This window comes from Enorma massiliensis phI (assembly GCF_000311845.1).
In the GTDB taxonomy this organism is placed as follows: Bacteria; Actinomycetota; Coriobacteriia; order Coriobacteriales; family Coriobacteriaceae; genus Enorma; species Enorma massiliensis.
The window spans coordinates 275,609-300,827 of sequence record NZ_HE978574.1; the positions used below are offsets into that span (position 1 = coordinate 275,609).

20 protein-coding genes and 1 tRNA gene are annotated in these 25,219 nt (G+C 62.2%); 19 read left to right on the plus strand and 2 right to left on the minus strand.

Annotated elements, in window-relative coordinates:
- Window positions 1-395: 395 nt before the first annotated feature.
- A complete protein-coding gene (gene pyk, locus HGEM_RS01130) occupies window positions 396-1,865 on the minus strand; it encodes a pyruvate kinase (RefSeq protein ID WP_019127555.1) in 1,470 nt (489 codons plus the stop codon).
- A gap of 783 nt (window positions 1,866-2,648) precedes the next feature.
- Between pyk and HGEM_RS01135 the strand changes: the two genes are divergently transcribed.
- The 13 genes from HGEM_RS01135 to HGEM_RS10630 all read left to right on the plus strand — a co-directional run bounded on the left by HGEM_RS01135 (window position 2,649) and on the right by HGEM_RS10630 (window position 16,617).
- Window positions 2,649-5,324, plus strand: coding sequence for a cation-translocating P-type ATPase (locus tag HGEM_RS01135; protein ID WP_019127557.1), 2,676 nt, complete (start codon window positions 2,649-2,651; stop codon window positions 5,322-5,324).
- 293 nt (window positions 5,325-5,617) lie between these two features.
- Window positions 5,618-6,781, plus strand: a complete 1,164-nt coding sequence (gene rsgA / locus HGEM_RS01140) for a ribosome small subunit-dependent GTPase A (protein ID WP_420870374.1) — start codon at window positions 5,618-5,620, stop codon at window positions 6,779-6,781.
- 315 nt (window positions 6,782-7,096) lie between these two features.
- The gene (cpaB, locus tag HGEM_RS01145) at window positions 7,097-7,855 is read left to right on the plus strand and encodes a Flp pilus assembly protein CpaB (RefSeq protein WP_019127559.1); all 759 of its coding nucleotides are present in this window, start codon (window positions 7,097-7,099) and stop codon (window positions 7,853-7,855) included.
- Window positions 7,852-9,393, plus strand: coding sequence for a CpaE/TadZ family protein (locus HGEM_RS01150; protein WP_019127560.1), 1,542 nt, complete (start codon window positions 7,852-7,854; stop codon window positions 9,391-9,393). Before cpaB ends, HGEM_RS01150 begins: the two co-directional genes overlap by 4 nt.
- Window positions 9,390-10,745, plus strand: a complete 1,356-nt coding sequence (locus HGEM_RS01155) for a TadA family conjugal transfer-associated ATPase (protein ID WP_035100519.1) — start codon at window positions 9,390-9,392, stop codon at window positions 10,743-10,745. Before HGEM_RS01150 ends, HGEM_RS01155 begins: the two co-directional genes overlap by 4 nt.
- Window positions 10,721-11,668 (plus strand): type II secretion system F family protein, encoded by a 948-nt coding sequence (locus HGEM_RS01160; RefSeq protein ID WP_019127562.1) that lies wholly within the window; start codon window positions 10,721-10,723, stop codon window positions 11,666-11,668. The genes HGEM_RS01155 and HGEM_RS01160 overlap by 25 nt, the downstream gene beginning before the upstream one ends.
- A 149-nt stretch (window positions 11,669-11,817) precedes the next feature.
- Window positions 11,818-12,315 (plus strand): type II secretion system F family protein, encoded by a 498-nt coding sequence (locus HGEM_RS01165; protein ID WP_230197198.1) that lies wholly within the window; start codon window positions 11,818-11,820, stop codon window positions 12,313-12,315.
- 110 nt (window positions 12,316-12,425) lie between these two features.
- Window positions 12,426-12,614 (plus strand): class III signal peptide-containing protein, encoded by a 189-nt coding sequence (locus tag HGEM_RS01170; RefSeq protein WP_035100897.1) that lies wholly within the window; start codon window positions 12,426-12,428, stop codon window positions 12,612-12,614.
- A gap of 341 nt (window positions 12,615-12,955) precedes the next feature.
- A complete protein-coding gene (locus tag HGEM_RS01175) occupies window positions 12,956-13,330 on the plus strand; it encodes a hypothetical protein (RefSeq protein WP_019127565.1) in 375 nt (124 codons plus the stop codon).
- Window positions 13,331-13,421: 91 nt separating this feature from the next.
- Complete coding sequence (locus HGEM_RS01180) at window positions 13,422-13,649, plus strand: hypothetical protein (RefSeq protein WP_019127566.1); 228 nt, start codon at window positions 13,422-13,424, stop codon at window positions 13,647-13,649.
- A gap of 34 nt (window positions 13,650-13,683) precedes the next feature.
- The gene (locus HGEM_RS01185; protein WP_035100903.1) at window positions 13,684-14,166 is read left to right on the plus strand and encodes a TadE/TadG family type IV pilus assembly protein; all 483 of its coding nucleotides are present in this window, start codon (window positions 13,684-13,686) and stop codon (window positions 14,164-14,166) included.
- Complete coding sequence (locus HGEM_RS01190; protein ID WP_019127568.1) at window positions 14,138-16,183, plus strand: translocation/assembly module TamB domain-containing protein; 2,046 nt, start codon at window positions 14,138-14,140, stop codon at window positions 16,181-16,183. Before HGEM_RS01185 ends, HGEM_RS01190 begins: the two co-directional genes overlap by 29 nt.
- 125 nt (window positions 16,184-16,308) lie before the next feature.
- A complete protein-coding gene (locus HGEM_RS10630) occupies window positions 16,309-16,617 on the plus strand; it encodes a hypothetical protein (protein WP_338081876.1) in 309 nt (102 codons plus the stop codon).
- A gap of 687 nt (window positions 16,618-17,304) precedes the next feature.
- On the opposite strand, the gene HGEM_RS01205 is transcribed toward HGEM_RS10630, so the two are convergent.
- Window positions 17,305-17,377 (minus strand) — tRNA-Phe (locus HGEM_RS01205).
- 201 nt (window positions 17,378-17,578) lie between these two features.
- On the opposite strand from HGEM_RS01205, the gene HGEM_RS01210 reads away from it, so the two are divergent.
- The 6 genes from HGEM_RS01210 to HGEM_RS01235 all read left to right on the plus strand — a co-directional run bounded on the left by HGEM_RS01210 (window position 17,579) and on the right by HGEM_RS01235 (window position 25,179).
- Entirely contained in the window at window positions 17,579-18,640 is a 1,062-nt protein-coding gene (locus HGEM_RS01210) for a glycoside hydrolase family 5 protein (protein ID WP_019127571.1), read from the plus strand.
- An 18-nt stretch (window positions 18,641-18,658) separates the two neighbouring features.
- On the plus strand, window positions 18,659-19,573 hold the full coding sequence (gene rsmI / locus HGEM_RS01215) for a 16S rRNA (cytidine(1402)-2'-O)-methyltransferase (RefSeq protein WP_019127572.1): 915 nt from the start codon (window positions 18,659-18,661) through the stop codon (window positions 19,571-19,573).
- 185 nt (window positions 19,574-19,758) lie between these two features.
- Window positions 19,759-21,381 carry a methionine--tRNA ligase gene (metG, locus tag HGEM_RS01220; protein WP_019127573.1) on the plus strand — a complete coding sequence of 541 codons (1,623 nt, stop codon included), beginning with the start codon at window positions 19,759-19,761 and terminating at the stop codon, window positions 21,379-21,381.
- 375 nt (window positions 21,382-21,756) lie between these two features.
- Entirely contained in the window at window positions 21,757-22,710 is a 954-nt protein-coding gene (rsmA, locus tag HGEM_RS01225; RefSeq protein WP_019127574.1) for a 16S rRNA (adenine(1518)-N(6)/adenine(1519)-N(6))-dimethyltransferase RsmA, read from the plus strand.
- A complete protein-coding gene (locus tag HGEM_RS01230) occupies window positions 22,707-23,672 on the plus strand; it encodes a TatD family hydrolase (RefSeq protein WP_019127575.1) in 966 nt (321 codons plus the stop codon). The genes rsmA and HGEM_RS01230 overlap by 4 nt, the downstream gene beginning before the upstream one ends.
- 226 nt (window positions 23,673-23,898) lie before the next feature.
- Complete coding sequence (locus HGEM_RS01235; RefSeq protein ID WP_019127576.1) at window positions 23,899-25,179, plus strand: PHP domain-containing protein; 1,281 nt, start codon at window positions 23,899-23,901, stop codon at window positions 25,177-25,179.
- The last annotated feature ends 40 nt before the right edge of the window (window positions 25,180-25,219 follow it).

Genomic DNA, 25,219 nt, shown 5'->3' on the forward strand with positions numbered 1-25,219 from the left:
GTCGGAAGGTTTTTCGGGATCGGTGAGTAGACCGGTCTTGGGAGGTAACAAAACCGCAGGAAACAACTCCCGAAAACAGTTGTCTACTTGGAAGGTTGGCAAAAAACTTCCGACTCGAGCCTCGAACTGCATTCCGGGTACCAAACACGGGCTTATAGGCCTCGGCAGGGCTGCCGCGGGGGGCGTGGCGTGGTGGGCATGGGAGAGAGCTGCGGGGGCGTGGAGCGTGAGAGAGCCGTAGAAGCGTGACGCGGGAGGTCGGCGTCGGCGAACGGCGCGGAGACAGCGCGTTAATGTGGGAAAACGCAACGTGCATGAGGCATACGAAAAGGGCCGCAGGCATGCCTGCGGCCCTTTGAGAAGCGTGATGCTTGCTGGTGCAATGTTCTAGCTGCTTAGCGCACCTGAGCGACGTAGACCACGTTCGTGGAGCTGCGCTTCCCATCGCCGATGGTGGAGTCGACGGCGGTCTTGGGGTCGCCGACGGTCACGACGGCAACATCGCCGGCGTCCACGTAGCCGCGCTCCTTAGCGCAGTCGATGGCCTTCGCCACGGTGTCGTCCACGCTGCCCTGCGTAATGGCGGCAAGGTGCGGCTCGATACCCCAGTACATGAGCATCTTCTGCACGGCCCACTGGTGGCGCGAGAAAGCGACAACGGGCGTGCTCGGGCGGAAGTGCGAGATGAGGCGCGCGGTGCGGCCGGTGGTGGTGGGAACAACGATGCACTTGGCGCCCACGGTCGTGGCCATGTTCACGGCGGAGAGGCCCACGACGTTGTTGATCACGCGCGTGCTCTGGCTGCCCTCGGGCACCTTGAGCTCGGCGTGCGCCCCCAGGTACTGCTCGGTCTCATGCGCGATGCTCGCCTGCATGCGAACGGCCTCGACCGGGTACTTGCCGGCGGCGGACTCGCCGGAGAGCATCACGGCGTCGGTGCCGTCATAGATGGCGTTGGCGACGTCGGCGACCTCGGCGCGGGTCGGACGCGGGTTGCGGATCATGGAGTCGAGCATCTGCGTGGCGGTGATGACCGGCTTGTACGCGGCGTTGCACTTCTTGATCATCTTCTTCTGCAGGTGCGGGACGAGCTCGGGCTCGATCTCGATACCCAGGTCACCGCGGGCGATCATGATGCCGTCGGAAGCCTTGAGGATCTCGTCGAAGTTCTGGACGCCCAGGGCGCACTCGATCTTTGGGAAGATGCCCACGTGCTCGCCGCCGTTCTCACGGCAGAGCTCGCGGATCTCGCGCACGGCGGCGCCGTTGCGGATGAAGGAGGCGGCGATGTAATCGATGCCCTCCTTCAGGCCGAAGAGGATGTCCTGGCGGTCGCGCTCGGTGATGGCGGGCAGGCCGATCTCGACGTTGGGCAGGTTCACGCCCTTGCGCTCGCCGATCTCGCCGTCGTTCTTGACGACGCAGTGCATGTCCTGGCCGTCGACGCTCTCGACGACGAGCTCGACGATGCCGTCGTCGATGAGGATGCGGGAGCCGGGCTCGACCTCGTTGGGGAGGTTGAGGTAGTCGAGCGAGATGTGGCTGGCGTCACCGAGGAAGTCCTCAGAGGTGGGGGCGGCGGTGACGACGATCTTCTCGCCGGTCTTGACGGTGACCTTCTGATGGTCCTTGAGCAGGCCGGTGCGGACCTCGGGTCCCTTGGTGTCAAGCAGGATGCCGATCGTCATGTCGAGCTCGGCGGCGATGCGACGGACGCGCTCGATGCGGCCGTGATGCTCCTCATACGAGCCATGGGAGAAGTTGAAGCGGGCGACGTTCATGCCCGCCTTCATCATCTCGCGCAACGTCTCGTCGTTGTCGCAGGCAGGGCCCATCGTGCAGACAATTTTCGTGCGTTTATACATGCAGTCCTCCAATTACACACTGCGTTTACGGGTCTTCTCATTCAGCGGTGCATTATAGGTGAACTGGCCGGAAAGATAGCCGCTCATCGAAGAAAAACAGCCGATTACCGAATCTGCATTACATAACACAAATACGGGGATTATATTTCGCGCTTTTTGCTGAAGAGGTCGGATGCCGGCGAAGGTGAGCTGCGCGGAATGCCGGACGGAGTGTCGGACGATGGCGGGTTGGGCGCCCCGGCGTTGCCGTGCGGAGCCGAGCTGGGCGCTCCGGCGGGGCCGGGCGAAACCCGGATGCTCCCGCCGATTTTGGGCGATATTTGGACATGCGATTCGTTGTCGGGCGATAAATGGACGTTTTGGGGCCCAGGAATGTCCAAAAGCCGCCCGATAACGCCGCGAGCGTCCGAAAGCCGCCCGATAACGCTGCTGGTGGAAGAATGTCGCCCGGCAACGTGGCGTTTGGCGGGACATCGCCCGGCAACGGCGCGGTCGTCCGCGAGTCGCCCGGCAGCGGCGCGATCGTCCCCGAGTCGCCCGGCAGCGGCGCGCGCGGCAGAATGTCGCCCGGCAACGCCGCATCCAGCAGAGCGCTGCTCGAAAAACGCCGCCACTGAGGTAAGCGGCAGAAACCCGAGCTTCTGGGCCTTGTGGCCCGCGCGCTTGGGTAAAATAGAAGCTTGCATGACGAGCCCTTGCCTCCGGGAATTACGATTGGGCGTTGTGTAGGTATAGGGGGTGCCCCGGGCACCCAGAGTTCAGACGTACCAGGAGGGATACAGTTTGAAAGAGTACCTAGCTTCGGCTGAGGACGTGCTCAAAGAGCAATCCACGAGCGCGGATGCGGGCCTGAGCACTGCCGAGGCGCAAACGCGCCAGGCGAAGTTCGGCCCGAACAAGCTCAAGGAGGAAGAGAAGACCCCGCTGTGGATCCGCTTCTTCCAGCAGATGGCCGACCCCATGGTCATCATGCTCATCGTCGCGGCCGTCATCTCCGCCGTGACCGGCATGATCCAGGGCGAGTCCGAGTGGGCCGACGTCGTCATCATCATGGCGGTGGTGATCATCAACTCCGCCCTCGGCGTGATCCAGGAGGCCAAGAGCGAAGAGGCGCTCGCTGCTCTTCAGGAGATGAGCGCCGCCCAGTCCAAGGTCATCCGCGACGGCAAGCAGATCTCGCTGCACTCCAGCGAGCTCGTGCCCGGCGACATCGTGCTGCTCGAGGCGGGCGACGCGGTTCCCGCCGACTGCCGCGTGCTCGAGAGCGCTTCCATGAAGATCGAGGAGGCCGCCCTTACCGGCGAGTCCGTCCCGGTAGAGAAGCACACCGACCCGATCGCGCTCGACGGTGCCGACGACGTTCCGCTCGGCGACCGTAAGAACATGTGCTATATGGGTTCCACCGTGGTGTACGGCCGCGGCCGCGCCGTGGTGTGCGGGACCGGCATGAATACCGAGATGGGTAAGATCGCTGGTGCGCTCAACGACGCCAAGGAAGAGCTCACGCCGCTTCAGGTGAAGCTCGCCGAGCTTTCCAAGATCCTCACCGTCCTGGTGATTGTCATCTGCGTGGTCGTTTTCGCCGTCGACGTGCTGCGTGCCGGCATCGGCACCGTCACCGCCGAGCCGCACATGCTGCTCGACACCTTCATGGTTGCCGTGTCGCTCGCCGTTGCGGCCATCCCCGAGGGCCTCGTCGCCGTGGTGACCATCGTGCTTTCCATCGGCGTGACCAAGATGGCCAAGCGCCAGGCGATTATCCGCAACCTCAGCGCGGTCGAGACTCTTGGCTGCACGCAGGTCATTTGCTCGGATAAGACGGGTACCCTCACCCAGAATAAGATGACGGTCGTGAACCACGAGCTTGCCGCTCCCGAGGAGAAGCTGCTCGCGGGCATGGCGCTGTGCTCCGATGCCAAGTGGGACGAAGAGGCCGGCGAGGCCGTGGGCGAGCCCACCGAGTGCGCGCTCGTGAACGACGCCGCCAAGATGGGCATGAAGGGACTGGACGAGGAGCACCCGCGCGTGGGAGAGGCTCCGTTCGACTCCGGCCGCAAGATGATGTCCGTCGTGGTCGAGGAAGCCGATGGCAACTTCGAGCAGTACACCAAGGGTGCGCCCGATGTGGTCGTGGGGCTTTGCACGCAGGTGTATGACGGCGACAAGATTGTTCCCATGACCGACGAGCGTCGCGAGCAGATTCTGGCTGCCAACAAGGCCATGGCCGACCAGGCGCTGCGCGTGCTTGCGCTCGCCAGCCGCACCTACACCGAGAAGCCTGCGGACTTCGCTGCCGAAGCGCTCGAGAACAACCTCGTGTTCTGCGGTCTCTCCGGCATGATTGACCCCGAGCGTCCCGAGGTTGCTCCCGCTATCGAGGAGGCCCACGGCGCCGGCATCCGCACCGTCATGATCACGGGCGACCACATCGACACCGCCGTGGCCATCGCAAAGAACCTCGGTATCGTCGAGGATCGCAGCCAGGCCATCACCGGTGCCGAGATCGACAAGATGTCTGAGGAAGAGCTCGATCAGAACATCGAGAAGTACGGCGTGTACGCTCGCGTTCAGCCCGAGCACAAGACCCGCATCGTCGAGGCGTGGAAGTCAAAGAACAAGATCGTTGCCATGACGGGCGACGGTGTGAACGATGCTCCCTCCATCAAGCACGCGAACATCGGCATCGGCATGGGCATCACCGGCACCGACGTCACCAAGAACGTTGCCGACATGGTGCTTGCCGACGACAACTTCGCCACGATCATCAATGCGTGCGAAGAGGGTCGTCGCATCTACGACAACATCCGTAAGGTCATCCAGTTCCTGCTGTCCGCGAACCTGGCCGAGGTATTCAGCGTGTTCGCGGCGACGCTCATGGGCTTCACGCTGTTCCAGCCCATCCAGCTTTTGTGGGTGAACCTCGTGACCGACTGCTTCCCCGCGCTCGCGCTCGGCATGGAAGAGGCCGAGGGCGACGTGATGAAGCGCAAGCCGCGCAATGCCACTGACGGCGTGTTCGCGGGCAACATGGGTCTCGATACCGTGGTCCAGGGCCTCATCATCACCGTGCTCGTGCTCGCCAGCTTCTTCTGCGGCGTGTACTTCGACCTGGGCGTCATCGATCTTTCCAAGCTGGCCACTTCCATGGCCGACGAAGAGGGCGTCATGATGGCGTTCATTACCTTGAACATGGTCGAGATCTTCCACTGCTTCAACATGCGCAGCCGTCGTGCCAGCATCTTCCATATGAAGAAGCAGAACAAGTGGCTGTGGGGCGCGGCGTTCCTGGCGCTCGTTCTCACGCTCGTTGTGGTCGAGGTCGATGCCCTGTCCATGATTTTCTTTGGTGTGGAGCATCTTGAGCCCAAGGGCATGATCACCGCGCTCGCGCTCGGCTTCCTGATCATCCCGTTGGTTGAGATTTACAAGGCCATCATGAGGGCGGTCGAGAAGGAGTAGGCTCCCGAACGTCAACCTGACCGAAGGCCCCGGCGATTCCTTCGAGCGTGGTCCTCGCTGCTTGGCGATGCCAAGCAGCTGCGGGTAACGCCCTTCGGAACTCGCCGGGGCCTTCTTCGTTGACGCGCCACCATTCTCTGGACCTGTGTGGGATAGTGTGCGCTTCTGCAGCGCGTTCTGTTCCTGTTTACTTACCGGCGGGCTCTGAAATGAGTTCGAGTCTCGAGCGTTTTTGAGTGAGGGGCTGTGCGGTAAGATGAGCAGCGTATGTCGACGTGTTGAAGGGCGGTTGCATGGCAAAACGGGCGCGGAGCAAAGGTGCTGGCCGCGGCAAGCGTGGAAAGGCCACGATGGGGCAGGCCGATGCTGCGCGTGTAGGCGCCGCGCTGCCTAAGATCGATGCGCTGGAGGACGTGCCGGCGTTCACGGATGTGCGGCCGAGCGACGAGCAGCGCGCGGCGTTCGAGGCCTTCTGCGCGGCGGCTGAAACGCCTGGTGAAATGCATTTAGGATGTGTAGTTCGCCTTGACCGCGGATTTCCGTTGGTGGTGACTGCGGAGCGCATGCTGCGCGCGGAACATGCCGTTGGATTCGCCAAACAGGATAAGGAGAAGGGCGATGGCCTGCTCCCCGCCGTGGGAGATTGGGTTGCGCTGAGGCTTGCTCCCGGGCACGATATGGGCGTCATCGAGCGCGTTTTGCCCCGCCGCACGGTGTTCGAGCGGTGGCGCGGTAAAAATCGCGGCGAGCGGCAGGTTCTGTGCGCGAACGTTGATGCGATTCTTGTCGTTCAGCCACTTGGCGCCGGCGAGGTGCTGCTTGGGCGTATCGCGCGCTCGCTCGTGCTCGCGGCAGACTGTGGCGCCGAGCCGATCGTGGTGCTCACCAAGGCAGACCGTTGTTCTGAGGAGGAACGCGAGGGCGAGGTGGCTCGCGTGCGGCGCCTTGTGGGCGGCGGGGTCCGCGTCGTGGTGACGTCGTCCGCGACGGGAGAGGGGCTCGACGGCGTGCGTGCCTGCGTGCCCGCGGGTACCTGCTCCATGATTCTGGGAGAATCGGGCGCGGGCAAATCGACGCTGCTCAATACGCTGCTGGGACACGATGCGCTCGAAACCGGTGCGGTACGTGCCCGTGACGATGCGGGCAGGCACACGACGGTCGCGCGCGTGATGGTCAAGCTGCCGGGTTCTTGCGGTGTGGTGACGGATGCTCCCGGGCTGCGCAGCCTGCCCCTGGTGGGTCATGAGCGCGGGCTTGCCAGGGCGTTCCCCGAGATTGTCGAGGCGTCAAGAGGGTGCCGGTTCAACGACTGCACGCATACGCATGAGCCTGGATGCTCGGTACGGGCTGCGGTAGAGGCGGGAGAGATTGACGAGTTGCGCCTCGAGGTGTTCAAGGGGCTGGCGTCTGAAATGCGCGTAAGTGCGCAGAGTCTGGACCCTGATATCCACCTGTAGATTGGTCTTGTTGCGGTGTCTGGGATGCCGGGAGGCGCCGACGCGCTTGATCGGTGATGCATCGGCTCTTCCAAAAGATGAATACCTTTTTCGTTTCCTGTACGTGCGGGGCTGGCTGAGTGGCCGCCTCGCTTCTTTTGCACTCGAGTAATGCATAAAGAAACAACTGAATAGGAGCTGGGCGTTTAGTTTTCCACCTGCGTTTTGTCAGCGGGTCTCTCACTTTATCGGGTTGATGTCTGCCCTGGATTGGTCCCTCGCGAAAATGGCATCAAGGACGAAGTTCCTCACGATGGTTCAAGCGAGGGGTGGCAGATGAAGCAGGGAAAGCGGTTGATCGCAAGCGTTGCGTCGGGTCTTCTTGCCGCTGCGCTGAGCCTGTGGTACGGAGCGTCCCTGCAGGCGGGGGCAGAGCAGGAACGACAGGAGATGCTCGCAGCTTATGGAGGGGATCTTGTGAGCGTCTGTGTGGCGTCGCGCGACATCGATGCGGGCGAAACGATCGATGAAGGATGCGTGCGCGTTGAGGAATGGGTTGCAGGCATGCTCCCTTCCGGTGCGCTCACCTCGGCCGATGATGTGATTGGGAGGCAGGCGACTTCGGCGATTCCGGAGCAGGCGGTGCTCTGCCCCTTGTACTTCGAGACGAGAAGCGGGTCTTTGGATATACCCGAAGGCCGGGTTGCGGTCTCGGTGGGCGTCGATGCCGCCCATGCCGTGGGAGGTTCTATCGAGCCGGGCACGAGCGTCGACGTCTATGTTTCCGCAAACGGCGTGGCCGATCGGTTATGCGGGGCGCATGTAATCGATACCAGCGCACAGGGGCAGGGAGCGGCGAGCGGAGATTTGAGCTGGGTAACGCTGGCCATTGAGCCCGCCCGCGTAACGGAAGTGCTGGCTGCAACGGCAAAGGGGACGATCACTCTTGCGGCTCCTGGTGAGGGAGCCAATGCGGGCGCTTCAGATGATTCAGTAGATACCGAGGCTTCGAGCGATGCTGTCGGTGAAGGGTCCAGCGCGGCGAGCGCTGGTACCCCGACGGATGAGCTGGATGAAGGGGGCGACGCGCGATGAAGGATGCGGTATGGCTTGCGTGCTGCCCGCGTAGCGAACGCAGGATCGTTCAGCGTGAGATAGAGTCGCGAGAGGTGGGTGCGCGGCTGCTCTGGCTTGATGGGGTTCAGGCTCTTGGGGAGGTGCTCTCGGCATTATCCGAGCCGGTTGATGGCGTGGTAGCGCTGGACGACGAAGGCATGCGCGATGAGCTGCTTGCCTTGCTGGCCAAGGTTGCGTCATCTCAGGTGCCGTGCCGTGCCGTCGTTATGGTTTCCGAGCTCGATCCAGCGTGGATCGCCCAGCTATTTCGCGCGGGCGCAGCGGAGGTTGTGCCTGTTTCGAGGGAAGAGATGCGGCGCGGATGCGCTGATGGGGCATGCATGGGAAGGGATTGCAACCGCGAGGCTCAGACGCCGCCTCTCGATACCACGCCTGGGCTCGAGGTGCCTTGTGCACCCACGAGGCTTGCCTGTAACGCAACGGAAGCCGTTCACGAACCGGTGCCTCGGGTCCAGGATGGATGTTCGCCGTCCTATACGCAAGATGACCTGGCCGACCTCGATGAGCCGGATGAGGTGCCTTTTGCGCCATGCCGCGCGGAGGACCTGTGGTGCATGGGAGGATCTCAAGCTGCGAGCCTGGATCATGCGGCGCCTGAACCGAGTGGCGAGGAGATTTCGCCGCACGTGGACACATCTCATGCGGAGGGCGCTAGCGAACGTCGAGCGCCGGTAGTCTGTGCGGTTTCCGGTGCGGGAGGGAGCGGAGCCACAACGCTCATCGCTGCGATGGCGGCTTGCTCTGCGCATGCCGGCCTTCGGACCGCCGTGCTCGACTTGGATCTCATGTTCGGCAATCTTTACGAGCTCTTTGGCGTAGAAACGCTGCATGACCTTGGTTTGCTTGCGAACCAAATGGGAAGTGCCCCGTTGGATGAGGCTGCGATCGTGAGGTCTTCGATGCGCGTGGGGCCCGGGCTAACGCTGTGGGGCCCCATCGCCACACCCGAGCGCGCGGAGCTGCTTGGGCGCGCGGTCGAGATGCTCATCGGCGTTCTTCGCCGGGAATCGGATGTCGTATTCGTTGACACGTCCCGCACGTGGACTGATGCCGTGGCGGGGGCGGTCGCAGGCTGCGATCGTTGCCTTATGGTATGCGGCCATGCGGTGGGTGCGGTGACGGCGCTCGAGCGAGCGGTGAGCATGGTCAGCCGGCTAGGCGTTCCGCGGACGCGCATGGTCTGCGTCGTAAATCGCTTCGGGCAGCGCGCCTGCACCGAAGAGGAGGCGATGCGCCTGGAGATGGCGGCGGCGCTGAGCGCGAAGACGCGCATCCCCGACGGGGGAAGTGCGCTCGCATCACTGCTCTCGTTTGGACGCATAGAGGATGCCGTGCGCGCTCAGGATGCGTTCGGCAGAAGCATCCATGCGTTTACCCGCAGCTTGCTGCGTGAGCTTGGTTGCTCGATAGGTGCCGATGTGCCAGACGGCGTCCAGGAGGTTTCTGCGCGGCCTCGCCTGCGGTTGCCTTGGAAGAGGCTCGGTGAGGCCTCGTGAGCGTCTTTGAACGATTTGAGCGCGTAAGAAGGAGTAAGGGCCAGCTCGATTCGGGCGGGCGAGGCCACGCGCCGCGGGGAAGGGCGTCGCGCTCTCTTCGCGCCATTGTGCGAGATGCGAAGCGCGATATGCTCGACCGCGTGGGGTTTGCCGAGGTGGCGCGTTTAGCTCGAGATTCCGACACAAGGCATTCTCGCGAAGAGCTGCGTCCCGCGGTGGAAGCGGTGATTAACGCACGAGATACGGGAGAGCTCAGCCAAGAGGACCGTGAAGAGGTCGTTGTCGAGGTCTTGGACGATGTAGTAGGGCTTGGGCCGCTCCAGCCCCTCATCGAAGACGATTCGGTCACAGAAATAATGGTCAACGGCTGCATGTCGACATATTTTGAGCAGGCAGGAACGCTGCATGCCATGGGGAGGCTCTTTGATGATGACGAGCAGATTCGTATTCTCATCGATCGCATTATCTCTCCCTTGGGTAGGCGTATCGACGAACGGAGCCCCATCGTCAATGCGCGCCTGAGCCAGGGCTACCGCGTTAACGCGGTGATTCCACCTATCGCGATCGATGGGCCCATCCTCACCATCCGTAAGTTTTCCGATCGCATCAGTTCGCTCAAAGAGCTCGTTGACCTGGGCTCTCTGCCCGAATGGTATGCGCAGCTTCTCTCATGCGCGGTATCGCTCCGCCAGGACCTTGCGGTTGCAGGCGGCACGGGGTCGGGCAAGACCACGCTGCTCAATGCTCTGTCATGCGAGATTCCCGTAGGTGAGCGCATCGTGACGATTGAGGATTCCGCGGAGCTCAAGTTCTCGCGGCACCCGCATGTGGTGAGGCTCGAGGCCCGTGCGGCATCGATAGAGGGGGAGGGTGAGGTGACGATACGAGACTTGGTGACAAACGCCCTGCGCATGAGGCCCGACCGCATCGTGGTAGGAGAGGTGCGAGGGGCGGAATGCATCGATATGCTGCAGGCCATGAACACCGGGCATGACGGATCGCTCACGACCTTGCACGCAGGAACCGAGGAGGAAGCCGTCGTGCGCCTCACGCTGCTTGCACGTTACGGCATCAATCTTCCCTCCGAGCTTATCGAGGAGCAGATCGCGATGGCACTCGATGGAATCGTCATGTCTGAACGCCGGGCCGATGGCAGGAGATTCGTGTCGTCGTATTCAGGGGTGGCGAGAGGGGCGGGGGGAGGCGTAGAGCTCGAGCAGTATGTGACCTTCGACCGTGCTGCCGGAGCGTGGAAGCTTGTGCGGGAGCCGCCGTTTATCGCCCAAGCGCTCGAGGCTCATGTTCTTACAGAAGAGGAGGTATCGGCATGGCGCGATATATGCCCTTCGTGATCGGGGCACTTGTGGCTGTGTGTACGGCCTGCCTGTTTGGCTGCTTTTCGGTAGGGGGCGTGCCAGGGCGCTCTGTGCCCACCTCTGCGGATGCACGGCAAGTCTCGGTAGCAGGGATGAAAGAGGGGCTGCTCGCTTTCTCGAGAAGGCTGGGCGAGATGGTTCCGCAGCAGATCTCGGGAAATTCCGTGGTACGGCGTTACGTGATGGAGATTCCTTTCGATGGTGGGGACTACGTTACCAAGCTTGGCATGCTGTTGTGCGCCGATGCCTCCTGCGGCCTTGCGGGAGCTATCGTCTCGTTCTCTTTGTGGGGGTTCGCCGCAGGCCTTGTGGCGTTTTGGGGCATTCTGGGCTTACGGTCATCTCGGAGGAAGCGCTCGGAAGAGCGGCGCATAGAGGCGGAGATGCCGGAGGCGTTCGCAGCGCTTGCCATCGCGCTCGGTTCGGGGCACTCGCTTGCCCAAGGTATGCGCTTCGTGGGAAGTCATGCTCAAGAGCCTGTCAAATCGGAGTTCACGAGGGTTTCGCACGCGATAGATTGCGGGGTCCCCGCAGCGTCGGCGCTTGACGATTTGCTCGAGCGCCTGCCTGCCCCTGGGTTGGGGTTCGTATCGCTCGCTTTGAAGATATCCCAGCGCACGGGCGCTCCGCTGCGCGACCTACTCGCAGATGCCGCGGAGATGGTGGGCGAACGCATGGAGCTCGCGCGCCGGCTCGATGTGAAAACGTCTCAAGCACGTATGTCGGCGCGCTTGGTGGCCCTCATGCCGGTGGCGATGGTCGGTCTGCTCACACTGCTCTCAGGCGACTTCAGGGCGGGCCTTGCAACGCCCGTTGGGGCTGGCAGCGTGGCCGTTGCCCTTGCCTTAAACCTGCTCGCGTGGTGGATCATCCGGCACATGATGGAGGTTGATGTGTGATGTCCGCGTCGTGGTTGGGGCCTTGCGCGGTCGGCGGTGCATGGGCAACGTTCCTGTGGCTTTTTCAGGGGGTCGAGCCGAGTGAGCGACAGAAGGCTCTGGTCAGGATGGTTGCAGTTGGCGAGGCGATTGCGGGAAGGGCGTGCTCCGTGGGAAGCCGGCTCGTAGAGCTGGTTCCGCTTGCACCCGATGCTGCTCGCGGCCGAGCGTCCCTTGGAGAGATCTCCGAAATGATTGATGTTGTACGGCTCGGGCTGTCTGCAGGGCTTTCGTTTGATGCTGCGCTCGAGTTGTATTGCGCCAATCGGACCGGGCGACTCGCGGACCTTTTGAGTGAAGCACGCATGTCGTGGCAGATGGGTCTTGGAACACGCGAGGAGGAGCTTTCGAGGGTCGCCTGCGTGCTGGGTGAAAGGGCCTTGGAGTCGTTTGCCGCAACGGTCTCACAGGCGCTTGGGCTGGGTGCCCCGCTGAGCGAAACGCTTGCCGGGCAAAGTAGGGAAATCAGGTTAGCGCATCGGGCCGATGTTGAGCGAGAGATCGAGCGTATTCCGGTCAAGTTGCTCATACCCACCGGAACGTTGATTCTACCAGCGCTTTTGCTGTCAATCGTGGGTCCGCTGCTCGCTGCGAGTGGCATGTTGTAAGGAGGGTGTTCATGAAGGGTTGGCTGAGGATTCAACAGAGTTGCCGAAGGGCCATTGAAAGCGGAGGGGCGTGGTTTTCCATGAAAAGGGACATCATTCGCGTGCGCGTGATGCATGCCATAAACAGGCGGCTGGGCGAAGCAAGCAGGCTGGTTGCAGAAGAAAAGGCGCAGGGAACGACGGAGTACGCCATTTTGGTTGGCGTATTAGTTGTAATCGCAATAATTGCGATCATCGCATTCCGGGATCGGGTTAGCGAGCTCTGGAATGCCATATCAGATGGCATTAACAGTTTGTAGCGCGTCGAATGCGTGGGCGTGGCAAAGACTTCGTGCGCTCGCAGGGAAGATTGCGGGCAACGGTTGGGGATGGGCTGCGCGCCGGCGGTTCTCTCAGAACGTGGCTTGCTTGGTGCGCCGCCCCCTTGCTCTGCCTTGCGGTGATTGCTGCCTCTCTGTTGGGGTTTGGGGCGATTGCGCGTGGGCGGTTAGAGGGTACGGCGGCGCATGGGGAGGTGTCGTCTGCTGTTGAAGAGGGTGTCCAAGGGGAACGTGCTTCTAGCGGCGAAGGCTCTGCCGACACATCCTCTCGAGCCGATGACGTAGGAGAAGGTGACGCCGCATATGACCAGGATTCTTTGTTGGGGCGTTCGGGTGCGGGGGAAGAGGAAGCGGGCGCCGGCGATTCCCATGCTTCGACAGCCGCTTCGCTTCTCGCCGAGTTGGATCGGCTTTCGGCGGATCGTGAGGCGGGAGAAGGCCAGGTGGCGGTTGAGCTTCGCATGGACGAGGGACTTGTTCCTGCAGCCCGCTCTGTGCTCCAGGTGTATCAGGGTGTCGAAGGCGCCCGCTTGTATTCCAGTGGCTACCTCGACCTAAAGGGAAATGCTTGGGGCGCCATCGTTCAGGCTCGTTCTGGCTGCATTGATGTGGTTACGGTGGCTGCCTTGGAAGAAGATTCGGCTTCGACGGTGCGCGCGGTTCGGATGTTCGCTACAGACGATGCAGAGGATTAGGTTCGGGCGAGAGGGGGCCATTCCAAGCGTGTCGCCGGTGCGGGCGCTTGCTGGGTTCGGTCTGGTGAGGGGGCATCTTGGGGAGGGAGATATGGACGATAGAAAGCGCCGCGCAATCGTCCTGCGCGAGATTGCCGAGGAATCATGTGCCCAAGCAACGCTTGAGTATGCTCTCACCGTTATCGCTTTCATGGCGATGGTCTCGGGCTTGGCGTTGCTTTGGCATGCGGGCGCGGACGGAGCGCTCGCACGCGCAGTCGAAGAGGCAGCATCGCATGCGCTGGATGGGTTGGGGTTGCTGGATATCTCGCTGTATTAGGCAGGGGTTGCGGCGGCCCGGGGCGTCAGCCGCCTTGAGCGCAGCGCGCGAAGAGCGCGCTCAGGCAACGGTGGAGGCCGCGGTGCTCCTACCGGTCTTCCTCACCCTGCTGCTTCTCGCCGTGCAGCCCGTTTGCGTGCTGTACACGCGCGCCGTGATGGAGTCTGCGGCGGCGGAAACAGCGCGACTGATGGTTACGGCTGAAGGGGAAACGGACGAGAGCATTCGGGCATTCGCTCTGAGGCGCCTGGCAGCTGTACCCGATATCTCGATATTCCATGCAGGAGGTCCGCTTGCATGGGGTATCGAGATGCAGGCGGCATCGAGCGGGGACGGCGAGGTGATGGTCTGCATTACGGGCGCGATAACGCCGCTGCCGGTAATCGGAGCCTTCGCGCACGCATTCGGTGCGGTGAACGGCCAGGGAGATGTGGAGATGTCGGTCCGGGCGGGCTATGACGGCAGGCCGAGTTGGCTGGAGGGCGATTATGGAACGTGGACGCAGCGCTGGGATTGATCTGTTTCTTGAAGACGGCGCGTATACGACGCTCACCTCTGCGGTGTCGATTCTTGTGATTCTCTCTTTGCTGTTTGCCATCGCGAGTGGGATTTGGAGCATGTCGCGCGCCGGAGATGCCCAGGTGGCAGCCGATGTGACCGCGCTTGCCGGGGCGAACGTCGTGTCGTCGTATCACACGGCGGCTACGGTGCTGGACGCCTCGGTGCTGAGCATGGGGCTTGCAGGGCTCTGCGTAACAGGGGCCGGGCTGGTTGGGCTCTTGATCCCAGGCGTGAACGCGGTTGCGCCTCAGACGATTAATGCGGGATTGCGCATGCTCGAGGCTCGCAACAAGTTGGCAGCCTCGGCGTCGAAGGGGCTAAAGGCGCTCGAGTCGTCGTTGCCGCTCGTCATTGCTGCAAACGGCACACGCGCGTGCGCGGCTCAGGGAAGCGATGAGGTGGTGTTCACGGGGACCGCGCTTGCCGTGCCGCTTTCGTCTGGCTCCGATTTCCCCGCGCTTGAGGGGGAGCAGGTTTCCACGGAAGGCATCGAGAACGCTGCGGGAGAGCTCGACGAGGCCGCCCAAGAGCTCGCCGCAGCTGCAGAGGAGACGGCGAAGGCAAAAGAGGAGGCCTGGCTTGCCGATTGCGGCAGCGAAGGGCGGAACATGCAAGAGCGTGCCGGGAAGCTCTCGGCGCTTTCCGGAACGGAAAACCCCGACTACGCCTCGAGCATCACCTGGGAGCCCGAGGTCGCGCTCAATCGAACGCGGTCATATTACGCATGGCGTCTCAAGCACGACGAACCGGAGAACGCAAGCGTCGAGGCGGCTGCAGATTCTGCTGCCCGCAAGGCGTTCTATCGATATGCGGTCGATCATTTTCGAAGCGCCCATGTCGTTGAGTCTGGCGGCAGGGTGACATCGACGGTGGAGCTCTTGCCGCGCAATACCGATGAAGTCCGCGAGACAACGCTCTATACCGAGAGCGTGTGGCCAACGACTCGCGAAGGAAGCGGGTTTGTTCTTCATTATGGGGAGGCTTGCCCCGGAGCTGAGGGCGCTGCTGGACCGTTGCGATCTCTCGCCGATGTCGAGACGGGAGCGGTTCGCGAATGCCCTGTGTGCCATTTCGGGATCGGCGATGTTGGAAGGGTTCCTGCTGCATCGACTTCGATTGACAACGGCTATGAATACCATTTGCGCGCCTTTACCGAGGCTCTTGATGCATACGTATCATGTCGAAATCAGGAGCTCGAGCTTGAGCGGGCGGCGCAGGGCGCGGCGGAAACGGCCGGCGACGCCTTCGATGAGGCGCTTTCGGTTCTTTCGACAAAGCGGCCGCGCATCGCTCCTCCCGGAAGATACGGCGTGGTTTCCCTTGTGGTGTCGGGCGAGCTGTCTTCCCCGGATAGCCTTGACTCGGCATTCGCCGAAAGCCCGAACCTGTCGCGACGGGGTGCGCTGTCCGCTGCCGTGCTCGCGCCCGATGCCGCGACCAATACGAACAACGTCTTGTCATCGTTCTTCAGCTCTCTTGAGCATAGAACCGGCGGAGGCGGCGCGGTTGGGTTGATTGATGACGTTATGGGGTTATGGGGCTCGCTGCTCGTTTCGTACGGGGATGTGAGTGCCGGGCTATCGGCGCTCATGGATGATCTTATCGGCGGGCTATCCGCTGTTGGGATGGGCCCCATAGCGTCATGGCTGAGTGACCGGATTGACAGCGCGGTGCGCGGCCTTGGCTTCGAGCCGGTTGACCTGAGTTCGCTTAAGCCGGTTCTTACCGATAGCGGTAACGTTCTCTCCCATGCAGATGTTCCTGCCCTAACTAATGCTCAGGAACTTTTGCGCTCCATTCCCTTGGGAACGACCGACCCCTCGGCGCTGTTGCGGGCGCTCCAGTACGAGGTCAGCGAAGAGGTTTTGTCCGCCTCCTTCACGATTGCGGAGATTCCCCTGCCGGGAGGAGGGTCAATCCCCCTTACCATACGTCTTTCGGATGTGGTCGGGTCGGCGGAGGGCAAACCATGATGCGCATGCGATTACATTCGCGTTTGCTTGCGATAGTGCGCGGGACGTGCGCTACGCCCTCGTGGCTGCGACGTAAGGGTGGCATATGGCTGGCTCTCACAGATCGAGCCAATCAGCGGTGCGGTTTGGCAGGAGAAGAACGGGCGCAGGCGACTGTTGAGATGGCAGTCGTCGTTCCCGTACTCCTCGTTCTCGCGCTCATCGTATACAACATCATGCTGTTTGTAGTTGCGACAGCTCGGTTCGATCGAATCGCCCCCGATATCGTGGCCGCGCATGCCGTCTCGCCCTCGGGCGAAGGCGACGGCCCAGCTGATGACAGCGTGGGTGTGATCGAATCTCGGATAGAGGGTGCCATGGCCGGCTACGACGTGGAGATTGAGGTGACGTGCACCGAAGGGGGAGCTAGCTCGGGGGATGACCTCCTCACCTGATTGGGGGCTTGCGAACCTATCGATGTTCGATGCGCATGAGGCCTTGGCCGAGTTCTCTTTCCATTGCGGGTGTCGACCTCGGTGCGCCGGTCGCGCTGGCGCATCATCGCGATGTGACGGTCGATCCCTGGAGACCGGGGGTGGTGATGTGATGAAGAGAGAGGGTCGCTCGCACATAAAGAGGCTTGCGAGGGCCAATCGTCTCGATGGGCAAGCAATCCGTCGCGTTGTGCGGCGCTTGGGCTGGGACGATCGCATGGTCGTCATCGCGGCAAGCCCGCTACGCCGGTTGCTTGGTTTGGCGGCGTGCGTTCCATCAAAGATAGATGGGCTGGATGATGCTTCGATCGTCATGGTGTTTCCGAGCTGCGCGTCGGTGCATACATGGTTTATGCGAAGGGCGATTGATATCGTTTTCGCTGGCCCTGAAGGCGAAGTGCTGGCTCGGTTCGATGGCGTTCCGCCGTGGCGCATTCGGTCGTGCCAAGGGGCTCGGTATGCAATTGAGCGGTTCTCTGCGGGTTGATAGCGGCGCCCGGCGGCAACAACGGTTTAGCAGATCGATGGCGGTACCCGGAAAGATGATGCGAGAAGCCGTTGAGCGGAAAGCCCCCTCGCAGCATGCCGGGTCGCGGATTGGGTGGAAAACAAGAACGGCCCCGTTTCCGGGGCCGCAAACTTCGAAGGTGGTCAGAGAGGGATTCGAACCCCCGACACGAGGATTTTCAGTCCTCTGCTCTACCAACTGAGCTATCTGACCGGGTGCTGTAAGCAGGACAGCTCGATAACTATACCAAATCGACGGTAAGCGTCAAGTCAAAATATGCGATATCGAACAAAGTTCGTTCCATGGCGCTATACTCATAGTTCACCTAGGTGCGTTAGGCGAGTAAAACGCGGCAAGCAAGATGGTTTTCGGATTGAATAGATCGAGCGCACCGTTGATGAGGAGAGGGAAGCGATGGAGCGAATCCGTGGAGTCAACCTTTCGGGATGGTTCATACCCGAGCCGTGGGTCACCCCCTCGCTGTTCGCCGCCACAGGTGCTTCGAACGAAGTGGAGCTGCAGGTCGCGCTCGGCTCGGTTGCCTACAACGAGCGCATGCGCCAGCATTATGAGACGTTCATCACCGAGGATGATTTCCGCTGCATGTCGGCTATTGGCCTCAATGCAGTGCGCCTGCCGGTGCCGTGGTACGCCTTTGGCTCTCAGGGCGATGGCGAGGTCTATATCCCGCTTGTCGATTACATCGACCGCGCCTTCGAATGGGCGAAGAAGTTCGGTATGCAGGTGCTGCTCGATTTGGCAACGGTTCCGGGCGGTCAAGGAGATTCGAATAATTCTCGGAGCACGCCGGAATCCACGGTCGATTGGCATTCCTCGGCCAACGGGCGGCACATCGCTCTCGGTGTGCTCGACCGCCTGGCTACGCGATATGGTATGCGTGCGGAGATCATGGGCATCGAGCTGCTCGACTCGCCCATCATGAGCGTGCGCAAGAACCTCTTCACCACGACCGATGGCATACCGAGTCACTACTTGCGAAACTTTTACCGCGACGCCTACGGAATCGTGCGCATGCACATGCCCGAAGAGAAGATGGTAGTTTTCTCGGCCTCTGGCTATCCGTCTGCATGGAAGCATTTCATGCGGGGCGACCAGTATAAGAACGTGTGCATGGACGTTCACCTGTACCATTACCGCGATGAGATGGCGATTGACATCACGACGCCCAAGGGCCTCTCGTCTGCGATCGCGCGCAACAGGCGGCTGATTAAAGAGGCTCGTGCGGCCGGCTTCCCAGTCATCGTCGGCGAGTGGTCCGGAGCCGCTGTGTTCTCGAACGTGTCGGTCACGCCCGAGGGCCGCGCAGCATACGAGCGCGTGTTCATCTCGAACCAGATGGCTTCGTTTGCGGATGCCTATGGCTGGTTCTTCCAGACTTGGAAGACCGAGAAGCGCATAGCGGCATGGGACGCCCGTGCTGCGCTCGGTACGCTCGAGCGCGCGATGCTCGACTAGCGAAACTTCATAGACGTCATGGCTAACCAGGGAAAACTCTTCATTGTAGGAACGCCGATCGGCAATTTGGGCGACCTCTCGCCCCGCGCGGTCGAGGCGTTTCGCGTGGCCGACGCCGTGTGCTGCGAAGATACGCGTGTGACGGGGAAGCTGCTCTCGGCGGCGGGCGTGTCGCGGCAGCTCATTCGCTGTGACGAGAACGTGATTACTGGGCGCGCCCCTTCCTTGGTCGATCGCATGCTGGCGGGCGAGACGCTCGCCTTTGCATCCGATGCGGGCATGCCGGGGGTGTCGGACCCCGGGCAGGTGCTCGTGGACGCGGCGCGAGAGGCGGGCGTGTCGGTGGAGGTCGTTCCCGGTCCGGTGGCATGTGTGACAGCGCTCGTTGCATCGGGGATACCTTGTGACCACTTCTTTTTCGAGGGATTCCTGCCGCGTAAGGCGGGCGAGCGCGTGCGGCGCTTGCAGCAGCTCATGACGGTGCCGGGAGCGCTTTTGTTCTATGAGTCTCCCCATCGCGTCGCTGCAACGCTCGAATCCGTGGCCAGCGTGTTCCCGACGCGCGTTGCGGCGCTTTGCCGCGAGCTGACAAAGCTGCATGAGGAAGTGCTCCGCGCTCCCGCGCCAGAGCTCGCTTCGCAGGTAGCGGCTCGTATCGAGGCGGGTGAGCCGGTGCGCGGGGAGTGCGTGGTCGTGGTGGCTCCGCCGAGTGCGGAGGAACAGGCCGAGATGGCCGCCCGCACGGCGGCGGGCATGAGCACGCTTTCCGTGGATGGTGCTGCGCCGGATCCCGAGGAGGCTTTGCGCGCCGATATCGCCGAGGGGCTCACTTCGGGGGAGCCGGCCAATGCCCTGGCCAAGCGCCTCGCCCAGAAGTACTCTCGCCGCAAGCGGGAGGTCTACGCCCTCATCCTCGCATCAGAAGGGAACTGATAAAGTCCGGTAGGCTAGGTTGTGCGATGTGATAAATCGAACCCGGTTCGTTTTATCACTCTCTCAGATCGAGGCAGAATGATAAAACAAACCGAGTTCGTTTTATCATTCTGCGCCCAACGTTCGCCTGCGGTATCATTATCCCCTGCACGTCAGCCCGTCATGAGGGAGAGGACCGCACCGTTATGGAGCATTCGAAGCCTTCGTATTACATCACGACACCCATTTACTATGTCAACGCCAAGCCGCACCTGGGCACGGCGTACTGCACCGTCCTTGCCGACGTGCAGGCTCGTTTCCAGCGCGCATGCGGTAAGGACGTCAAATTCCTTACCGGCATGGATGAACATGGCGAGAAGGTTGCCGAGGCGGCCGAGAAGAACGGGTTCGATTCTCCGCAGGCATGGTGCGACTCCATGGAGCCCGCCTTCCGCGATCTGTGGGAGACGCTCGAGATTTCTAACGACGACTTCATTCGCACCACGCAGCCTCGCCATATTGCGAGCGTGCAGAAGTTCCTGCAGGCATTGCTGGATCGGGGTTATATCTACAAGGGCTCGTATGATGGCTGGTACTGCCGTCCGGAGGAAACCTACTTCACCGAGACGCAGGTGCGCCACCATGAGGAAGACCGCGTAGCGGCTGGAGAGTCCCCGGCCGATCCGGCGCACCCGCTCTGCCCGGATTGCGATCGCCCGCTCGAGCGCATCGAGGAGGAGAGCTGGTTCTTCAAGCTTTCCGAGTTCCAGCAGCCGCTCCTCGACTTCTACGAGGCCCATCCCGATTTCATTCAGCCGGAAACGCGCAAGAACGAGGTCATCTCGTTCGTAAAGGGCGGCCTCAAGGACCTTTCCATCAGCCGCTCCACGTTCGATTGGGGCGTGCCGTTCCCCTTTGACGACAAGCACGTTGCCTATGTGTGGGTCGACGCGCTCATCAACTACCTTTCTGCCGTTGGGTACGGCGCCGAGGGCGATGAAGCTGCCGACAGCCTCGCGTTCCGCTGGCCCGCGCAGGTCCATGTGGTTGGCAAGGACATCATCCGCTTCCATTGCGTCATTTGGCCGGCGCTTCTCATGGCGGCGGGCCTGCCGTTGCCTGAGCGCGTGTTCGTTCACGGCTTTTTGACCGTGCGCAACGAGGAGACGGGCAAGGCCGAGAAGATGTCGAAGAGCCGCGGCAACGCTATCGCACCGGAGGAGGTTATCGATCTTCTGGGTGTGGATGCGTACCGCTATTACTTCATGAGCGATGTCGCGCACGGCACGGATGCACCGATCAGCTGGGGCCGCATGCGCCAGGTTTACAACGCCGATTTGGCCAATAGCTGGGGAAACCTCGTAAGCCGTACGCTCAACATGAGTATGAAGTACTTCGATGGGTGCTCGCCGGTGCGCCCGGCGGACCTGGGCGGCGCATCGCCCGTGCGCGATGCCTGCGAGGGCGTGTTCGACCGTTATGCGCAGGCGATGGAGGCTATGGACTACGGCACCGCCGCATCCGAGGTGCTTGCGATTGTCTCGGCCGCTAACCACTACATCGAGGACACGGCGCCATGGGCGCTTGCCAAGGATCCCGAGAAGGCCGGTGAGCTGGCGAGCGTGATTTGGAATCTGCTCGAGGTCATCCGCATCGCAAGCGAGCTCTACGATCCGTTTATGCCGAAGATCTCGGCCGAGGTTCGTCGCCGCCTGGCGCTCGATCCGGAGCCGTCGCGCGACCTACGCAATGCCTGCGAGTGGGGCGGCCTGGTGGGTGGCCAGCCCGTCGAGAAGGGCGAGCCCCTTTTCCCGCGCTTGGTCGACTAGCCGCAATGGAGCGCCTGCCGCTTTGCTCCGGTCGGCAGCATTGCGTTCTTTGGTTCTGGTTTGCTGCGCCCTTCTGCGCCGAGTTGCAGGAGGGCGCTTGCATGGTATCGGTGTTTTTAGATTGGTAAAGCCGATCTTGGCTAAAAATGTCGATTTATGGCGCTCGGTGTCGCGGGGATAGCGATGGATGCTGCGGTTTGGAGCCAATCTCCTGAGCTTTATTGATGCTTTTGCGGCTTTTTGCTGGTTCAAGGGGCGATCGGACTGCATAGTGTGGGCTACGCTGCCATTCCCAGCGCCATAAATCGACATTTTTAGCCAGAATCGGCTGAGGCTGATGCATTTGCGCGACGCGCCGCGATGAAAGGAGCTCCCATGACCATATCTCCGCTTGCCAATCGTGCTGCCACGCGCGAGCTGCTTGATGAGTTTGGCCTCGCCACCAAGCATCGCTTCGGGCAGAATTTCCTCATCGACAACCATGTGATCGAGCGCATCTGCGAGTTGGCGGAGCTTACCGGCACGGAGCACGTGCTCGAGGTGGGGCCGGGCATCGGAACGCTTACGCTAGCGCTCGTGCAAGAAGCGGCGCGTGTCGTATCCATCGAGATGGACAGCGCGCTCGAGCCGGTGCTCGATGCGCACGCGGCAGACTATCCCAACTTCCGCTACCTCATGGGCGACGCTCTTCGCGTGTCGCCAGAGCGCATCGTGGAGGCAGCGGGCGCCCCGCCGACGCATTTCGTGGCGAATCTACCCTACAACGTGGCAGCGACAATCATCTTGGACTTCTTTGAGAAGATGCCCAACCTCGAGCGCGCCGTCGTGATGGTGCAAAAGGAGGTCGCCGACCGCATCTCCGCACAGCCCGGTAGCAAAGACTACGGGGCCTACACTGTCAAGCTTTCGCTCTTCGCACAGGTAACTGGCCGGTTTGAGGTGCTCCCGCGCTGCTTCATGCCAGCCCCGCACGTCGATTCCGCCGTGGTGCGGCTCGATCGCCTTGGGTACGAAGCGGAGGGCCTTGTTGCGAGCGCCGGCGCTGGCTCCGTGCAGGCACAACATGGCTCAGATGCAGAGGACTTCGTTTCCAAGGTGTGCCGGGTGGTCGATGCGGCGTTCGCGCAGCGACGCAAGACCATCAGGAATTCCATGGGATCAAGCGGGTTTGCCAAAGATGCGCTCGACGCCGCATTCGAGGCCACGGGTATCGCGCCGACCGTTCGTGCCGAGACGCTCTCAACCGAGCGATTCGTTGCGCTTGCCCAGGAACTTGCTCGCCTGGGCGGGCTGCCCGAGCCGGGAGCGCGGGGCAGGGGAAACCGATGACTCTCGCACCGCTTTCGTTCGCCAAAACGGTCAAGAAAAAGCAGCGTTCCTTTGAGCTCCCCGCACCTGCGGCCCCGCTTGCCGATACCCACGCGCACCTCACCTGTTTCTGGAACAAAACGCCCGCCGAGGCGCTTGCGCGCGCCGCTCGCGCGGGAGTGCGTTCGCTCGTTACGCTCTGGGATCCCATCGCAGACGACTTCGATTCCTTTCCTGCATTTCGCGCATGGCTTGCCGAACAGCTCGCCGTGGCGCGTGAACAGGCGGAGCGAGATGGCTCGCCCCTCGACCTTTTTGACAACGTCCGATTCCTTGCGGGTGTGCACCCCTATGGAGCGCTCGATTTCATGAGCCGGGAATCCCAGGTGCTCAGCCAGCTCCGCGAGGCGCTTTTAGATCCGCTGTGTGCGGGGATAGGCGAGATTGGTCTCGACTACCACTTCGACGCGGATGACAACATCGAAGCGGCTCCGCATGACGTTCAGATTGCTTGCATGGAATCGCAGCTCGCGCTTGCCAGCGAGAACGGGGTTCCCGTCGAGCTGCATCTGAGAAACGATGCGGGCGACGAGGCGCGCGGGGCGCACGAAGATGCCTACCGCGTGCTGCAAGAGCACGGTGTTCCGCAGGCTGGCTGCGTGCTCCACTGCTTTACTGAAGATCTGCCCACTGCGGAGCGCTTTTATGGTCTCGGCTGTTATATAGCGTTCGGCGGGGCTGCGACGTTCAAGCGCAACGAGGGCATTCGCGAGGCCTTCGCCGCCTGTCCGCTCGATCGCATCTTGTTCGAAACCGATTGTCCTTATATGGCCCCTGAGCCCATTCGAGGGGTGGAGTGCGAGCCCGCGATGATCGGATTCACCGCCGATGCGCTCGCCCACGACCGTGCCGAGCGCACGGGCGAGGCCCCCGCAGCCATCGCGCAGGCAGCATACGATAACGCCCGCGCGCTCTTCGCCTGAAACGCATCGTGAATCGCAGACACCGGGTGTTGGCGTTTCAATCGCAGACACCGGGTGTTGGCGTTTCAATGCGGTCGCCTACGACCGTGCCGAGCGCACGGGCGAAGACCCTGGCCTGGCCGTGCGTGCCGCATGGGAGAACGCACGCCGTCTGTTCTACTAAATCGATGCCTCCAGAGCGGGTATAACAACTGCACGAAACGATGCTGAGAAGCGGGGGCTTTCCATGGCGAAGACAAAGGGTGCAAAATCGGCGGCGAAAGAGGCAGAGAAGAGTGCTCGCAAGCGCGCGAAAGCCAGCAGGAAGATGAGGGAGCGGGCGGATGCGTCGCTCGATGCCGATGCCCGCGTAAGCGAGGAAGCCCGGCGCAAGGCATTGAAGCGCGAGCTGAAGAAGCACGGAAAGGCGAAGAAGGACGCGCGTGCCATCATACGAGAAGAGGCGCGCGAGCATGCCGAGGCCAGCAAGGCCATTCGCAGGGAAACCGATCGAGCCATCAAGAGCATTGCCGCTCAGGCGGCTGTTGATGCGGCGAATACTGCCGCCCAGACCGCCGCGCGCGCGGCGCAAGAGGCGGCGCGCCACCTCTCGCCGCGCTACTCTGCCCCACGTCCTGTCGCGGGGCGCACGGCGCTGGGGTCGTGGGACCTGCACAATCACTCGGTCTTCTCGGACGGCTCTTGTACGGTCGACGAGCTCATTGCCGGGGCGCGGGCGGCAGGCCTCACGCGTATTGCCATTACCGATCACGATTGTCTCTCCCAGCTCTCCTTTATTCGCGCGAGGTCGCGCGAGCTAAGTTTTCCGGTGCTTGCGGGCGTCGAGGTGTCGGCGCACGATCCGGCGACGGGGCGCAAGGTGCACGTCCTGGGCTTTGGGCTGGAGGCGACCGCAGACGGTTCGGGGCCGGTTGAGCGGCTCGTCGCGCCCACGCTGTTCGCGCGCACGGCGACCAGCCTATGGCAGGCATGGGTACTCAAGCGCGAAGACGTTGAGTTCTCTGGTCACAGGCTCTCGTTCGACGAGGTGTACGATGTCGCGAGGGCAAGCACGGGCATCTACAAGCAGCACATCATGGAGGCGCTCACGCGGCGCCCGCATACCGACCCCGATTACCAGTTCTGCTATCAATGCTGGTTCAAGGGAGATAGCCCGGCGAATCGCACCGTCGAATATCCGACGGCGGTCGAGGCGGTGCGCGCCATCCGCGAGCAAGGGGGCGTGCCGGTTCTCGCGCATCCGGGGCAGACGAAGTCGTGGGCCATCGTGCCGGAGCTCGTTGGCGCAGGGCTCATGGGCATCGAGGCGTTCCATCCGGACCACGGGCCCGTTGAAGAGGGGCTGGCATTCGAGCTCGCCGAGCGTCTTGGTCTCTTCGTGACGGGCGGCAGCGACTACCATGGCAAGTACGGTAGCTCCCCCGCGCTGGGAACGAGTTTTGTGTGCCCTGAAGAGGCGGGAAGCAAGGTCGAGGGGCTGTTTGCCAGCGAGGCCGCGCTTTCGTAGCCCGCATCCACGCGCATGTTGCGCCTTGGGCGCGGAGCGA

What these genes read in the sequence shown, in the direction of transcription:
- HGEM_RS01230 (WP_019127575.1), top strand. Translation starts at nt 22,707, where the DNA reads ATGACTCTCGCACCGCTTTCGTTCGCCAAAACGGTCAAGAAAAAGCAG.
- metG (WP_019127573.1), top strand. Translation starts at nt 19,759, where the DNA reads ATGGAGCATTCGAAGCCTTCGTATTACATCACGACACCCATTTACTAT.
- rsmA (WP_019127574.1), top strand. Translation starts at nt 21,757, where the DNA reads ATGACCATATCTCCGCTTGCCAATCGTGCTGCCACGCGCGAGCTGCTT.
- HGEM_RS01160 (WP_019127562.1), top strand. Translation starts at nt 10,721, where the DNA reads ATGGCGCGATATATGCCCTTCGTGATCGGGGCACTTGTGGCTGTGTGT.
- pyk (WP_019127555.1), bottom strand. Translation starts at nt 1,865, where the DNA reads ATGTATAAACGCACGAAAATTGTCTGCACGATGGGCCCTGCCTGCGAC.
- HGEM_RS01190 (WP_019127568.1), top strand. Translation starts at nt 14,138, where the DNA reads ATGGAACGTGGACGCAGCGCTGGGATTGATCTGTTTCTTGAAGACGGC.
- HGEM_RS01170 (WP_035100897.1), top strand. Translation starts at nt 12,426, where the DNA reads ATGCATGCCATAAACAGGCGGCTGGGCGAAGCAAGCAGGCTGGTTGCA.
- HGEM_RS01235 (WP_019127576.1), top strand. Translation starts at nt 23,899, where the DNA reads ATGGCGAAGACAAAGGGTGCAAAATCGGCGGCGAAAGAGGCAGAGAAG.
- rsgA (WP_420870374.1), top strand. Translation starts at nt 5,618, where the DNA reads ATGGCAAAACGGGCGCGGAGCAAAGGTGCTGGCCGCGGCAAGCGTGGA.
- HGEM_RS01180 (WP_019127566.1), top strand. Translation starts at nt 13,422, where the DNA reads ATGGACGATAGAAAGCGCCGCGCAATCGTCCTGCGCGAGATTGCCGAG.
- HGEM_RS01210 (WP_019127571.1), top strand. Translation starts at nt 17,579, where the DNA reads ATGGAGCGAATCCGTGGAGTCAACCTTTCGGGATGGTTCATACCCGAG.
- rsmI (WP_019127572.1), top strand. Translation starts at nt 18,659, where the DNA reads ATGGCTAACCAGGGAAAACTCTTCATTGTAGGAACGCCGATCGGCAAT.
- HGEM_RS01150 (WP_019127560.1), top strand. Translation starts at nt 7,852, where the DNA reads ATGAAGGATGCGGTATGGCTTGCGTGCTGCCCGCGTAGCGAACGCAGG.
- cpaB (WP_019127559.1), top strand. Translation starts at nt 7,097, where the DNA reads ATGAAGCAGGGAAAGCGGTTGATCGCAAGCGTTGCGTCGGGTCTTCTT.